The sequence below is a fragment of the Methanoregula sp. PtaB.Bin085 genome (assembly GCF_002067035.1).
Classification (GTDB): Archaea; Halobacteriota; Methanomicrobia; order Methanomicrobiales; family Methanospirillaceae; genus Methanoregula.
In genome coordinates, this window is sequence record NZ_MVQB01000009.1 from 1 (window position 1) to 13,595 (window position 13,595).

The window sequence follows — 13,595 nt, forward strand, 5'->3', positions numbered from 1 at the left end:
AACAATGCCAATGTGGCGGAGTGGCTACGCGGCTGACTGCAGATCAGCTACAACCCGGTTCGAATCCGGGCATTGGCTCTGGTTCCATATCGAATCATATCCCTCTTTCAATTAAACCATATGAATTCAAGAGGTAGGCGACAATGCACCGTAACCTGACTGCCGAGACAAAAGCGCTCCTGATCAACATCGGCAGCGCGGATATTGATCCCAGCCTCCTGCCTGCTGATTTCAGAACAACGGCGACCGCAGGGCCCGGTGCCGGTGGGAGCTCGTTTTTCATCCGTTCGGGCGATCATCGCGTCCGGCTTTCAATAAAACCGGGATCGTCTCTTAAGGTAATCCCCTGGAAGGAGGGGGTTGCGATACAGAAAGAGGGGCGGATCATCGCGTACGGTACCCTAGAGCTGCCGCTCTGCCACTGCCCCGAACAGGCCTACATCACCGTAAGCGAGCGCTGTATCTTTGACTGTAAATTCTGCCCGGTGCCAAAACTGGGCGGTCATGTAAAGACCCTCGATGAGATCACCGGGCTCGTTGAGACGGCACTGGCGCGGGGCACTGTCCGGGCCATCTCCCTGACCAGCGGGGTTGCGGAATCACCGGAAAAGGAAGCGCAGTACATGACCCGTGTCGTCCGCCACCTTGCAGCACGATTCGATATACCTATCGGCGTCTCGATCTACCCGACTGCAACGTCCACCGAAGATCTCCGTGCGGCCGGGGCCATTGAGATCAAGTACAATGTCGAGACCATGGACCGTGCAATCTTTGCCAGGGTCTGCCCCGGACTCTCGCTGGATTATATCCTGTCTTCTCTCGAAAAGGCGGTCCGGGTTTTCGGAAAGAACCGGGTATCCTCGAACTTCATCATCGGTCTTGGCGAGACCGACACGTGCGTGCAGGAAGGCGTGGAAACCCTTGCGTCCATGGGGGTCATACCCAACCTGCGCCCAATCTCCCCCCACTCCCTCCGGAAAGGCGAGATTGTGGTTGAACGTCCGTCCGCATACCGTCTTATGCTTCTGACCCGGATCAATAAATCCGCACTCGAACGGCACGGGCTGGACGTCCGGGTTGCACAGACCATGTGCCTCCCCTGCACCGGATGCGACCTGACGCCGCAACGGGATCTCTGACATCTTCTTCAGAAAGGCAGTGAAAGGAGAACCTGCTTTTCAATGAAGCACCGCAAGAATGGTTCAGACCGCCAGCATCCGTTCGATTGCCGCCCGGGCTTTTTTTGCGACCTCATCAGGTACCGTGATGAGGGGGCTGAGATGCAACAGGGCGGCATGCACCTTCTGAAGATCGGTCTTTTTCATGTTCCGGCAGACTGCGCGGTCGGAGAGGGGATAACACCGTTTGTCCGGGCATTCCTTCTGTATCCGGTGAAGGATCCCGACCTCAGTACCGATAATAAATTCCCGATTTTTTGAAGAGCATACATGTCTGATGATTCCGGATGTACTTGCAATGTGGTTTGCGAGGTCGATTACCTCAGGCCGGCATTCCGGGTGAACGATAACGTCTGCTTCCGGATGACTCCTCCTCGCCTCCCGGATCTGATCCGGGGTGTACTCATCATGGACGATACAGAATCCTTCCCATGGGAGAATCTCCTTGCTGGTGAAGCGTGCTACATACCGTGCGAGGTTCCGATCGGGTACGAAAATCACGCGTTCCTGCTCAAGCGAGTTCACGACGTTTACCGCATTTGATGATGTGCAGCAGATATCACTTTCGGCCTTGACTTCTGCCGTGGTATTGACATAACAGACAACTCCGGCATCCGGGTAACGTTCGCGCAGCAGAACGAGTTCCCCTGCAGTGACCATCTCCGCCATCGGACAACAGGCATCCGCAGCCGGGAGAAGAACCTTCTTTTGCGGGGAAAGGATTGCGGCGGTCTCTGCCATGAAATCCACGCCGCAGAAGACAATCACATCACAGTCAGCAGATGCTGCAGCGCGGGAGAGTTCCAGCGAATCGCCCACGATGTCTGCAATATCCTGCACTTCTCCGGGCTGGTAGTTATGGGCGAGGATGATTGCACGCCGTTCTATTTTCAGCCTTTCGATCTGCTCTCTGACGCGGGATAAATTCTGCATGGAAATTGTCCTCCGGGTATCCTTTTATAATCCTTCCATCGGGATGGATGATCATATTGTAAAAATATTCTCAGCTGCTACCCAAATGTATATACATTCACAATTGTTATTTCTGCTTTGCGGAAATTGCAGGCCCGGTGGAGATGGGTTTTATGTTCGAAGAGGATCTGGCTCTGAGGGTGAAGGGAGTTATACGCCCGCGGGAAGGTTCAAGCGGGATCTGCCATGCAGTGGCAGAGGAGATTAATACGCTGGGTGGAAGTGTTGCTGCCTAGGAACAACCCGGGGGAATCCGTGCAATAATCACGGATAACAGGGGCAGGATTATCGGAAAGGGGAGAGGAGTTGTATGGTCTCCTGCGGTACTTGCGGCAGAAATTGATGCAGGGATCATTCCCGAAGATATTGTCGATGCACTTGTACGGGAGGAAACCAACTCGAGGGAAGACATGAAACGCGTTGCTGCGCTGTACGTGTATGGCAGGGTGCTCACCCCGGCAGCAGTCGCACTCATGGCAATCAGGGAGCAGGGCGGGAGGACTGTTATACGGCGGGAAGGTCTCGGGGTTATCGCCAGGTTTATCGACAGGAACGACGCTGAAATTACCGCGTCACCCCCGGTATACTGCCAGGTCTGTGCCATTGTCATCGAAGCTGCGAGAACTCCACTCCTTGCAAAAAAAATAAAAAAGGATCTGAAAGGAGTGCCGAATGTCGGCCGGGCGAAGTACAAACAGGGGATCGAGAACCGGTACGAGGTGAAGGGGGGAAGTGTCGGGGTCACCCTTACCCGCGGGGACGAGGTGCTTGCAAAGAGGGTGCTCGGCTGCTGTATGGCATACAGCACAGTCAAGGCGGAGATTGTCGCAGGCTTGATCCCGGATGCAAATGCAAAGCTGTTTCGGGCCTACTGCAACATGTGCCCGTACAAACACTGCTGGCTGGAGAATTCCATGGGTGCGACAGGAAATATCCTCCTCCACCGGCTCACCGAAGTCGGAACGGAAGTCGAGGTCACCGCAGAGGGAGGGATCGTTGCGAAAATTCAGGGTCCGGATGGCCAGGAGATCCTGGGACGGGGGACACTCTGCTCGTTCAGTGCGCTTACGAATATGCTGCTTCGTTCTGACGCTTCAAGGATGCTGAAGCCATCGCCAACAAGGGAGTGGGGGGAACAAGGGAAAGGTGGATATAAGGTATCCCGTACCTTGTTATGACCTGATGCGCTGGCAGGATCGGAAAATAATAATTTTAAGATTCTAATTCTCCGGCACTCATCCTCGCTGGAATTATCCTTACTGATTTTCCGATGCGGGCACTATCATCCTTGACATGATTCAGCCAATTCGACCGGACTTTTTCATCAAACGTGCCTGAAAGGTTCCGCCTTTCTTCCCCGGTTTTTTAAAAAAAGGAGCAATATTTGTCGGAATTATAGGATTGAAATAAAAAAATGCCCAACAATTCCTGTTCACTTTCGTGAACAAGAAATACTGTATGACAGCACAACGAAAAGACCTCGCAGCCTTCACGGTCATCATCGGGGTACTCACTCTGGTCCTGGCCGTATCTGCTCTCGCAGAGAAGGCACATGAGGAACACCTGCCGGAACGAAACGGCCGTGGTACCGCAGAGGCAATTATTACCTCCGGTCTCCCTGTCGGGATTCTTATCCTGTTATCTGCCGTTTCAGGTTTCGCCAGGCACCAGCACAGATGCAGAAATAAATCCGGCGGCATACCGCCATCCCGTCAATCCTGTTGTACGGCAAGAGATACTGATTTTGCCATGCAATGGCCGATGCGGTTGCAATCCTGCCGGCTTCCGTCATATTGCTGACACATAGTACGGACTCCGGGTCCAGCTTATTCCAGAAGCCAGGCCTTCAGGATCACAGAACTGTTTCTGCATCCTTGGACGGTGCGGGGAAAAATTCTTTCAGGGATTCCTGGAAGCGGGATCTTTTTTTGAGGTAATGAGAGGAATTGCTTACTTTCATTACTGTCAGGAATATTGAATGCGCGAATAATATCCATTAAACTCATACAGGATCCCAACATCCAAACGTATTTCCGACGGAGATCCCGATCAGGTAAATCCTGCCCATGACCGAACCTATAAATATTCACAATTGTTATCTAGTACAGTCAATTCACAATCGTGATGGGTGACGATGCCAGTGTGGCGTCCAAGAGATTTAGTGGACCTCGAGGATGAGAAGAACTGCGAAGCAGTTCTTCGATGAACACACGAAAAAATCTTGCCAGTGTGGCGGAGAGGCTACACGGTTGACTGCAGATCAACTACACCCCGGTTCAATTCCGGGCGCTGGCTTGTAAAGAGAATTTTAAGAATATCCCCAGTGTGATGAGAGATTTACCATGAGCATACGAATCCAGAAGACATTCGAAGCACTCTTCGCGCTCGAAGAGGTCCGGGGGCTCTTCCGCGAGTCGCTCCCGACCGGGTTCGACCCGGCCGAGGAGACCGCATTCCGGAAGAAGATTGCCGAGATGAAGGCAATCCTTGCGGACCTCGAAGCAGGTACCGGTACACCGAAGGTAACAAAGATCGCCGGTTCTATCGATCTGCGGACGCGGGAAGAAGAGGCTATCAACATCCAGCCCATCCAGGCAGCGGGCCGGCTGACCACGGAGGCGAGGAAGGCCCTCATCTCCTATGGCGACGGGTACTCTACGTGTGACGCCTGCCGAAAACCGTTCCGGCTGGACAAGATCTCGAAACCCGGTATCGCAGAGTTTCATGCCGACCTCGCAAAATTCGTCAACATGGACCATGCCCGGGTTGTCCCCGGGGCACGCCGCGGGTTCCAGGCAGTCACCGGCACGCTTGTTGGCAAAGGCGACAGCGTGATCGTCTCTGCCCTTGCCCATTACACCGAGTTCCTTGCGGTCGAGAACGCCGGAGGAGTGGTAAAGGAAGTGCCCCTGAACGACAGGAACATCGTCACCGGCGAAGCAACGGCACAGAAGATCGAGGAGGTCGCGAGGGAGACCGGAAAACTTCCCGTGCTCGTCATGATCGATCATTTCGATTACCAGTTCGCGAACGAGCACGAGATCAAAGAGATCGGAAAGGTTGCTCACCAGTATGACATCCCATTCCTCTATAACGGCGCCTACACGGTCGGCGTGATGCCGGTCGATGGCAAGGCAATCGGGGCTGACTTCGTTGTCGGCTCCGGACACAAGAGTATGGCATCGGTTGCGCCGTCCGGAGTACTGGCGATGACCGATGAATGGCTCCCCAAAGCCCTCCGCACCACATCGATGGTAGGAGACCTTACCAAACGCAAATTCGGGATCAAGGAGGTCGAGATGCTCGGCTGCACGCTGATGGGCGGGACGCTGCTCTCCATGATGGCATCGTTCCCCACGGTGAAAGCGCGAACGCTGAAATGGGAGGAGGAGGTAAAACGCTCCAACTACTTCATCGAACGGCTGCTGAAGATCGCCGGCAGCCGGGTGCTTTCCGAGTACCCGAGAAAACACACCCTCACAAAAGTTGACACAACGGGAAGCTTTGACACAGTGGCCCAGAAGCACAAGCGCCGCGGGTTCTACCTGAGTGACGAACTCTCGTCCCGGGGGATCGTCGGCGAGTTTGCCGGGGCAACCCGGACCTGGAAGCTCAACACGTACGGGCTCTCGGACAAGAAAGTCCGTTACCTTGCCGATGCCTTCACCGAAGTTGCGGAAAAATACGGGCTTACCGTAGAGAAATAATCACAGAAAATGAACGAAGACCAGGTCTTGAGAAAAAACAGGTCCCCACACCCTATACCATCGATATGAGGAAAAACCATGACGAAAAAATTCCACCTTGGAACAACCGCCCTCCATGCAGGACAGGTGCCCGATCCGACGACCGGATCCCGGGTAGTACCGCTCTACCAGACATCATCATACGTGTTCAAAAACACGGAGCACGCTGCGAACCTGTTCGGGCTCAGGGAGCTCGGGAACATCTATACCCGGCTCATGAACCCGACCACGGACGTCTTCGAGAAGCGCGTTGCCGCCATCGAGGGCGGGAAGAGCGCCATCGCCACCGCATCCGGCCAGGCCGCCATCACCTATGCGCTCCTGAACATCACACGCCCCGGCGACGAGATCGTCTCCGCCGACAACCTGTACGGCGGGACCTACGAGCTCTTCCATTACACGTTCCCGAAACTCGGGCGTCATGTCGTATTCGTGGACTCCGGTAACCCGGAAGCATTCAGAAAAGCGATCACGCCCCGGACCAGGGCCATGTATGCGGAAACCATCGGGAACCCGAAACTGGACATCCCCGATTTCGAGACCATCGCAAAGATCGCCCACGAAGCGAAGATCCCACTCGTGGTCGACAACACCACCGGTGTCGGCCTTGTCCGCCCGATAGAGCACGGAGCCGATATATCCGTCCTCTCCGCAACCAAGTACATTGGCGGTCATGGCAACTCGATTGGCGGCGTGATTGTCGATTCCGGCAACTTCGCGTGGAACAACGGGAAATTCCCCGAGTTCACCGAACCCGACCCGAGCTACCATGGCCTGAAATACTGGGATGCCTTCGGCAACTTCCCGGGCTTAGGGAACGTGGCCTTCACCTTCAAGATCCGTATCTCGCTCATGAGGGATACCGGTGCGGTGCTCTCCCCGTTCAATGCCTGGCTCTTCCTCATCGGCCTCGAGACGCTCCACCTCCGGGTTCCACGGCACTCGGAGAACGCCCTTGCCGTTGCGCAGTTCTTAAAGAATCATCCGAAGGCAGCCTGGGTCAACTATACCGGTCTTCCCGAACACCCGAGCCATGTGCTTGCACAGAAGTACCTGCACGGAGGCTTTGGCCCCATTGTCTCCTTCGGGGTCAAAGGTGGCGAGAAGGCGAGCACGAAGTTCATCGACGCCTTAAAGCTCTTCAGCAACCTCGCCAACATCGGGGACTCTAAAAGTCTTGTGATTCATCCGGCGACCACGACCCACCAGCAGTTGACGACTGAAGAGCAGAAGAAGACCGGTGTAACCCCGGATGCGGTCCGGCTCTCCATCGGGACCGAGGATATCGAGGACATCCTTGCAGACCTTGAGCAGGCACTCGCGGCGGTCTGAAATGTCACCCTCTCTTTTTGGGGATGATGGGAAAAGCAGGAGAATTCACGATATCATTGCTGAACTCAGCAGGGTACAAGAAGGCGCGTGTCGATGATCAAAGGTTCTGTCGGTACAGTCACAACGAAGTATTACCATCATCAAACCCCGCTCATACTTGAAGGCGGGGAAACACTCTCTTCCTTAACGATTGCTTATGAGACATACGGTTCCCTGAACCGCGATGCCAGCAATGCTGTCCTTATCTGCCATGCCCTCTCCGGGGACGCCCACGTCGCAGGGCATCATGGAGAAGAGAAGCGGGCGGGCTGGTGGGACGCTGTTGTCGGGCCCGGAAAGGCATTCGACACTGACCGGTATTTTGTCATCTGTTCAAATATTATCGGAGGATGCAAAGGTTCAACCGGCCCCTCGTCCGAAAACCCGGCCACCGGCAAACCCTATGGTACCGCATTTCCCGTCATCACGATTGCGGACATAGTGAACGCCCAGAAACTGCTCATTGACCACCTCGGGGTCCGCCGGCTCTACGCGGTTGCCGGGGGTTCTATGGGAGGCATGCAAGTGCTCCAGTGGGCAGTGAGTTACCCGGATGCAGTCAAGAAGGCCATTGTGATCGCGAGTTCCGGGTATTCCACGCCCCAGCAGATCGCCTTCAACGAGGTCGGACGCCAGGCAATCATAGCGGATCCCGAGTGGAACGACGGAAATTACTATGACCGGAAGTCCCACGATTCCGCGGGACCCGTGCGGGGGCTCTCCCTGGCCCGGATGGTCGGGCACATCACGTACCTCTCGAACGAATCAATGCATGAGAAGTTCGGCAGGGCATTGCAGGGAAAGGACCGGATCGGCTTCGACTTCTCAACCGACTTCGCCGTTGAGAGCTACCTCCACCACCAGGGCGACACGTTCACGAAAAGGTTCGACGCCAACTCGTACCTGTACATCACGAAGGCGATCGATTACTTCGACCTGACAAAGGGCGGGTCGCTAACGGAAGGGCTGAAACCGGCGACAGCGGCGTTCCTCGTCATCTCGGTTTCCTCAGACTGGTTGTACCCGCCCTACCTGTCCCGGGAGATCGTATCGGCGCTGACAGCAAACAACCGCGAGGTGCAGTACTGCGAGATCCGGTCCAATTACGGGCACGACGCGTTCCTCCTCGAATCGGGGCAGATAAACTATCTGGTGGGAAAGTTCCTCTCCCATACCGTTGTCGGCGATGTCATGATTCGCGATGTCCCGACCATCGAGGAGGGATCGACAACTGCCGTAACGGCACGGCGCCTGATCACCCTTGAGGTCAACCACCTGCCGGTCCTGAACTCCGGCGGACAACTGGTTGGAATCGTTACATCCTGGGATATCGCAAAGGCGGTTGCGAAAAATTACCTCTGGCTCGATGAGATCATGTCAAAGAATGTGATCACCACAACACCGGATGAAGCAATCGAATCCGCTGCAAAGAAGATGGAGGAGCATTCTATCTCCGCTCTGCCCGTTGTCGATGGGGAGCAGCACGTGATTGGTCTTATCACCAGCGATGCGATCAGCATGCTTGTTGGGAGGACAGGCTCATGAGAATTCTTTCCATCCACGCTTCCCGAATGTGGTACCATGCAACCCAGAAGACAAAACTGGCAGAACCCATCACCATACGCGAGGACCAGATGGAGGAATGCGTTGTCCTCTTTTGTTGTGTCGAGAAACTCGATGAGAAAAATCCTGACCGGGTAATTGCAAGCGCACGTCATAATATCCTGCAGCGGCTGGAGAAACTCAAAGTCAAAAACGTCCTGATTTACCCGTATGCCCACCTGACGAGCACGCTCGGGTCCCCGCAGGTGGCACTCTCTGTCCTCAAAGGAATCGAAGAATCGCTCATCCGTGAACAGGTTGACGTGAAACGGGCACCATTCGGCTGGTACAAGGAGTTCGAAATCCGGGGCAAGGGGCACCCGCTCGCTGATCTCTCCATGACCATCTGTCCGTACGAAGGCACCGAATGTGATTTTACCTGCCCGTACTGCCATCACCCGTTCAGGGAGGCAGATGCCGTGAATGTCTGCCAGCAGGCAGCTGAATGCGCGGGAACCTGTCCCGGCAAACCGATGACAATCGGAGAAAAAGATGACTGACATACCAGCAATACCCAAAAAAGCACTCATCGTACTGGGGTGCCCGGAGGCACCGGCTCAACAGGCACTTGCGTTCCATGTAGCCTACAACCTGAAAACGCGAGGTACTGATGTTCTCATTGCGGGCAACCCCTCCGTCCTCAATCTCCTGAAGGTTTCCGATCCCGAAAAGCACTACATTGCTGATACGATGGTCCTGGAAAAGTGCATCGCCGAAGTTGTCGAGAGAAAACGGGACTGCGATCTCTGCGTGGTCTTTGCACACAACGATGCGGCGATTGCCTACGCGGCAACAATGCGTCACCTGCTGCCGGAACGAAGGCTGGTCGTGATAATCTTTGGAAAGGATCCCGGGCCGCTTGCAGACGAGATCAATTTCCCCTGCGAGAAGGTCGTCGACAAGGCAGTGCACAACCCGGTGCCGTTGAAAGCAAAGATCAACGAGGTGTTCGGATGGGCTGTATCGAGAACCTGAAATACGAGATGATCCTGCCGCTCGGGGCATCGTTCAAGGAGTGCCGCGAGTACGTGGAGAAGAACTTTAAGGAGTTCTGGTATGTCGACCCCGGCTACAAGCTCTTTGACGAATACATCATTGGTCTTCCGCCGATTGCCCTCGGTATTGAGGATGGCAGGAAGATCATCTTTCCCTATACAAAACCCTGTCACGGAACCTACCTGCTCCGGATTGAAGACCAGAATGAGGCGGAACGGGTACGGAAGACGGCGCGGAAGAAAAAATAATCAACCTGGTGAAAAAAATTCATGAAGAACCAATGGCTTGTGCGGTATTCTGAAATCTTCTTAAAATCCGATCCGGTGCGCCGGCAGTGGGAGAATGTGCTTATCACTAACATCCGTGAGGTGATGCCCGGGGCCCACGTGAGGAACGAACGGGGCAGGATCTGGCTGGACGGTGACGTTAAACCGGATCTTTTAAAAAACATCTTCGGGATCGTCTCGTTCTCTGAAGTTGAGCATATCCGGCTGGATGAGATCGAATCCCACCTTCCGGACTATTGCCGCAGGCATGGTTTGCAGACGGCAAAGACGTTTGCCATAAAGATGAAGCGGGTAGGTACCCATTCGTTCTCTTCAAACGATAAGGCGATCGAGTACGGCAACCTGCTCAGGAAAGAATTTCCCCATCTGAAAGTGAACCTTGCTACACCCGATAAGGAGATCCATATCGAGATCCGGGGGAACGAAGCGTATCTCTACGATACGGTGATCAAGGGGGCGGGCGGGCTGCCCCTTGGGGTAGAAGGGACGCTGGTTGCGCTTGTCTCCGGGGGGATCGACTCCCCGGTCGCCGCGTGGATGATGATGAAGCGTGGCTGCCGGATCCTTCCCCTGTTTGTGGCACTCGATACCTTCCTTGATGAGACAACGATTGCCCGGGCACAGCGTGTCGTAGAGGAACTGGCAAAGTACCAGCCGGGCATCGAACTGACCGTGATTTCCGATACCTATCTTGCTGCGGCAAAAGAGGAGCTGATCCGCAGGCACCTGGAGAAGTACACCTGCATCTTCTGCAAGCGAAGGATGTACAGGATTGCCACTGCGTATGCAACAAAGATGGGGGCCAAAGGGATCGTGACCGGCGAGTCGCTTGGGCAGGTGGCGAGCCAGACGCTCGATAACCTCGTTGTACTGACCGATGCCGCGTCCGATGTCCCCATCTACCGCCCCCTCATTGGGTTTGACAAGGAGGAAGCAATCCGGATTGCCAGCGAGATTGGAACCTTTGAGCAATCGATCTCTCATGCATCCGGGTGCAAAGCGGTACCGAAAGGACCCTCCACGAAGGCCAGACTGGATACAATCCGCGAAATCGAAAGCAAACTGGAAGCGACCGCGATGCCGCTGCCGGTGTGATGTTCCTGGCAGGATCGCCCGAAACCGGAAGGATCATCTATGACCGAAGAACGTGATGAACATATACTTGAGGCAATCGGCAGGTGCCGGGTTGTCATACGGAACGGTAAGGTTGTTGAAGTCGGGGAAGGAAAAATCTCATCCTGTCCTCTGGCAAAACGGTTCGCCCACCCGGTTCCCGAAATAACCAGGGAGGCCGTGAAGGCCAATATCGAGCACCGGATCAACACCTGGGGCATGTGCACGCCCGACAGGAACGTGCTCGATACCAAAGAGTTCGTAGGATTTGGCGCAACCGAGCTGCTCGGTTTTGCGTCTCAGACTGCACTGATTGATGCGGCGGTCCTTGCCTGCGACGGTTCAGGAACCGTCATTGTGAAGGATCCTGCCCTCATCCAGGGGATTGGCGGAAGGATGTCGGGGCTTGTTTCGACCAGCCCCATTCCCAGGGTCATCCGGCGCATCGAAAAACATGGCGGTATTGTTATCGATAAAAAGCATGCATCGCTCGATCAGTTCCGTGGAGTTGCATGGGCATATGATGTGGGCTACACCAAAGTTGCCGTAACAGTTGCAAAAGCCGATATCGCGGAGCGGATCCGGAATGCATTCCCCGACACCCTCATTTTCGGTGTCCATGTCACCGGTCTCACCCGCGATGAAGCGGAGGACATGGCAGCAGTCGCGGACCTGATGACTTCCTGCGCCTCAAAGACCGTACGGGAGATTGCCGGTGCCCGGGCCCTGCTGCAGGCAGGTGTCTCGGTCCCGATATTTGCGCTCACGAAGCGGGGAAAGGAGATCATCATCGAGAAGATCCGACAAAGCAGCGAGCAGGTCCTCATCAAGCCTTCCAAACTCCCGGTCCTTGATGCTGTCCAGCCGGAACCGCTGGTCTGATCACCGGGATCATCCCCTCTGATTTTATCTCCACGGCATCCCGGAATGGAGCGATCCGGCCATCTCTCTGTTACCTGAATTCCCGCAGGAATAGTCCTTTTTTCAAAACCCCCCGGAAAACCGGCCTTCATAATCGCGTTCCGGCAGCCTTTCCGGTGCCCGGATGGAGAAAAGTAAGGGTCAAAAAAGGGGCGAAAAGAAGTGCTCCTGTGGCCGTTTAATGACATGCAATTCTGCCGCATTTTGGAAAACGGAGCGATTATAAGGCGTATTCTCCACAGGAAAGAAAAAGAGCGATTTTACGGGGTTTTCCAGTATTGGCCCGGGCACAGGAGGGGAAAAAGGAGCCCGTATAGGGCTTATTTTCCCTGAGGGGATTTCACCCCACTTTGAGGGTCTTCGACGGGGAAAATGGGGTTATCCCCCCAACCCCGTGATCAGGCCAACAATCTGCTGAGCTGTTACCGGGTCCACGACCCGGGCCAGGACCAGCCCGGCCATCGAGATGAAGAAGGTCCAGAAGACTTTCTTCACCTGCTCGTTCTTCCCGAACGCCTCGATCGCAGCGTCCGTGTCCGCCTTCATTGCCCGCTGGATCAGTTTCGGCAGGAAGACAAACAATGGCAGGAACAGGACCGCAGCACCGATGAATGCCAGGCTCATGTCGGTCCGGCCTGCCAGGAAGATCCCGACCGGAGCCGCGAAGGTTCCGGCCAGCATCGCAGCCATCTCCACTTCACCAAACCAGAAGTAATGCCGCTTCTCGGCATACGTCAGCCGCTCGATATCATCGAGCGCCGACAGATCGAAGATGCCGAGCGTGTTCAGCATCCCGTACCAGACCGCGTGCGTCTCTTCCGGGTCGGCAATGATGCCAAGGAAGAGGATGATGATCGGGCCGATGAGCAGGATGATCGGGAGGTGGGCCAGCACCAGGACCAGCCCGAGCAGGATCCCGGTTCCGCAGATAGCGCACCGGGTCTGCACCGGATTTTCAAACAAAGTTCACAACTCCGGCTCGGTCGAAGAACGCTGAAGCGTTCTTCTCCAATCTCGGGTCTGATAACCCTCGATTTTCATCAAACATCGCCGTCCTCCGCAATCCGGATCCGGAAGACCGGGCTCGTGTACCCGCCATTGGCCGGGCTGAAATCCCGGACCCGGCCCATCTGGGCCCACTTCCGGCGGCCCGTGCGGATCTGGACCGTGTGGATGCCCGGGGCCCGGGGATATACCCGCCGCCCGTCAATATCGTGCATCTCCATATACGGCGGAATGTCGAACCAGTCCGGCCAGAACTTTACACCGTGCGGGATGTCCGTGCCCCGGTACAGGTCCTGCAGCCGCAGGGGAGACATGTTGTCGTAGATCAAATCAATGATCAGGTTCTCATCATCCTGCTCCGGGTGCAGGTCCAGCTCATAGAAGATTGGGTTGCGCCGCACTTC

13 protein-coding genes and 2 tRNA genes are annotated in these 13,595 nt (G+C 55.3%); 12 read left to right on the forward strand and 3 right to left on the reverse strand.

Going from position 1 to position 13,595, the window contains the following annotated elements:
- The first annotated feature begins 6 nt into the window (after positions 1-6).
- Positions 7-78 (forward strand) — tRNA-Cys (locus A4E33_RS00225).
- A gap of 65 nt (positions 79-143) precedes the next feature.
- Complete coding sequence (locus A4E33_RS00230; RefSeq protein WP_292345315.1) at positions 144-1,139, forward strand: radical SAM protein; 996 nt, start codon at positions 144-146, stop codon at positions 1,137-1,139.
- A gap of 63 nt (positions 1,140-1,202) precedes the next feature.
- On the opposite strand, the gene nadA is transcribed toward A4E33_RS00230, so the two are convergent.
- Positions 1,203-2,111 (reverse strand): quinolinate synthase NadA, encoded by a 909-nt coding sequence (gene nadA / locus A4E33_RS00235; RefSeq protein WP_292345317.1) that lies wholly within the window; start codon positions 2,109-2,111, stop codon positions 1,203-1,205.
- A gap of 449 nt (positions 2,112-2,560) precedes the next feature.
- Between nadA and A4E33_RS00240 the strand changes: the two genes are divergently transcribed.
- The 10 genes from A4E33_RS00240 (at position 2,561) to A4E33_RS00285 (ending at position 12,147) form a co-directional block, all read left to right on the forward strand.
- A complete protein-coding gene (locus tag A4E33_RS00240) occupies positions 2,561-3,328 on the forward strand; it encodes a hypothetical protein (RefSeq protein ID WP_292345318.1) in 768 nt (255 codons plus the stop codon).
- A 1,045-nt stretch (positions 3,329-4,373) separates the two neighbouring features.
- Positions 4,374-4,445: transfer RNA gene (locus A4E33_RS00245), tRNA-Cys, on the forward strand.
- A 47-nt stretch (positions 4,446-4,492) separates the two neighbouring features.
- The gene (pscS, locus tag A4E33_RS00250; protein ID WP_292345319.1) at positions 4,493-5,857 is read left to right on the forward strand and encodes an O-phospho-L-seryl-tRNA:Cys-tRNA synthase; all 1,365 of its coding nucleotides are present in this window, start codon (positions 4,493-4,495) and stop codon (positions 5,855-5,857) included.
- Positions 5,858-5,935: 78 nt separating this feature from the next.
- Positions 5,936-7,228, forward strand: coding sequence for an O-acetylhomoserine aminocarboxypropyltransferase/cysteine synthase family protein (locus A4E33_RS00255; protein ID WP_292345320.1), 1,293 nt, complete (start codon positions 5,936-5,938; stop codon positions 7,226-7,228).
- 93 nt (positions 7,229-7,321) lie between these two features.
- Positions 7,322-8,812, forward strand: coding sequence for a homoserine O-acetyltransferase (locus A4E33_RS00260; RefSeq protein WP_292345322.1), 1,491 nt, complete (start codon positions 7,322-7,324; stop codon positions 8,810-8,812).
- Positions 8,809-9,369: a threonyl-tRNA synthetase editing domain-containing protein gene (locus tag A4E33_RS00265; RefSeq protein WP_292345324.1), complete on the forward strand. Its 561-nt coding sequence runs from the start codon at positions 8,809-8,811 to the stop codon at positions 9,367-9,369. The genes A4E33_RS00260 and A4E33_RS00265 overlap by 4 nt, the downstream gene beginning before the upstream one ends.
- The gene (locus A4E33_RS00270; RefSeq protein ID WP_292345325.1) at positions 9,362-9,844 is read left to right on the forward strand and encodes a DUF1890 domain-containing protein; all 483 of its coding nucleotides are present in this window, start codon (positions 9,362-9,364) and stop codon (positions 9,842-9,844) included. Before A4E33_RS00265 ends, A4E33_RS00270 begins: the two co-directional genes overlap by 8 nt.
- Positions 9,823-10,113, forward strand: coding sequence for a DUF1894 domain-containing protein (locus A4E33_RS00275; RefSeq protein ID WP_292345327.1), 291 nt, complete (start codon positions 9,823-9,825; stop codon positions 10,111-10,113). Before A4E33_RS00270 ends, A4E33_RS00275 begins: the two co-directional genes overlap by 22 nt.
- A gap of 21 nt (positions 10,114-10,134) precedes the next feature.
- Positions 10,135-11,247 carry a tRNA uracil 4-sulfurtransferase ThiI gene (gene thiI, locus A4E33_RS00280; protein WP_292345328.1) on the forward strand — a complete coding sequence of 371 codons (1,113 nt, stop codon included), beginning with the start codon at positions 10,135-10,137 and terminating at the stop codon, positions 11,245-11,247.
- Between the two features lie 39 nt (positions 11,248-11,286).
- Positions 11,287-12,147: a methanogenesis marker 8 protein gene (locus tag A4E33_RS00285; protein ID WP_292345330.1), complete on the forward strand. Its 861-nt coding sequence runs from the start codon at positions 11,287-11,289 to the stop codon at positions 12,145-12,147.
- A gap of 417 nt (positions 12,148-12,564) precedes the next feature.
- On the opposite strand, the gene A4E33_RS00290 is transcribed toward A4E33_RS00285, so the two are convergent.
- Together A4E33_RS00290 and A4E33_RS00295 are read right to left on the reverse strand one after the other, a co-directional pair.
- On the reverse strand, positions 12,565-13,149 hold the full coding sequence (locus A4E33_RS00290; RefSeq protein ID WP_292345332.1) for a hypothetical protein: 585 nt from the start codon (positions 13,147-13,149) through the stop codon (positions 12,565-12,567).
- Positions 13,150-13,226: 77 nt separating this feature from the next.
- Positions 13,227-13,595, reverse strand: a 369-nt coding sequence (locus tag A4E33_RS00295) for a hypothetical protein (protein ID WP_292345333.1), incomplete at its 5' end; no start/stop codon positions are given.

Excerpts from the sequence above, each read along its gene's own strand:
- A4E33_RS00265 (WP_292345324.1), top strand. The coding sequence starts at position 8,809 with ATGAGAATTCTTTCCATCCACGCTTCCCGAATGTGGTACCATGCAACC.
- A4E33_RS00260 (WP_292345322.1), top strand. The coding sequence starts at position 7,322 with ATGATCAAAGGTTCTGTCGGTACAGTCACAACGAAGTATTACCATCAT.
- A4E33_RS00285 (WP_292345330.1), top strand. The coding sequence starts at position 11,287 with ATGACCGAAGAACGTGATGAACATATACTTGAGGCAATCGGCAGGTGC.
- A4E33_RS00230 (WP_292345315.1), top strand. The coding sequence starts at position 144 with ATGCACCGTAACCTGACTGCCGAGACAAAAGCGCTCCTGATCAACATC.
- pscS (WP_292345319.1), top strand. The coding sequence starts at position 4,493 with ATGAGCATACGAATCCAGAAGACATTCGAAGCACTCTTCGCGCTCGAA.
- A4E33_RS00240 (WP_292345318.1), top strand. The coding sequence starts at position 2,561 with ATGAAACGCGTTGCTGCGCTGTACGTGTATGGCAGGGTGCTCACCCCG.
- A4E33_RS00270 (WP_292345325.1), top strand. The coding sequence starts at position 9,362 with ATGACTGACATACCAGCAATACCCAAAAAAGCACTCATCGTACTGGGG.
- A4E33_RS00275 (WP_292345327.1), top strand. The coding sequence starts at position 9,823 with ATGGGCTGTATCGAGAACCTGAAATACGAGATGATCCTGCCGCTCGGG.
- A4E33_RS00255 (WP_292345320.1), top strand. The coding sequence starts at position 5,936 with ATGACGAAAAAATTCCACCTTGGAACAACCGCCCTCCATGCAGGACAG.
- thiI (WP_292345328.1), top strand. The coding sequence starts at position 10,135 with ATGAAGAACCAATGGCTTGTGCGGTATTCTGAAATCTTCTTAAAATCC.
- nadA (WP_292345317.1), bottom strand. The coding sequence starts at position 2,111 with ATGCAGAATTTATCCCGCGTCAGAGAGCAGATCGAAAGGCTGAAAATA.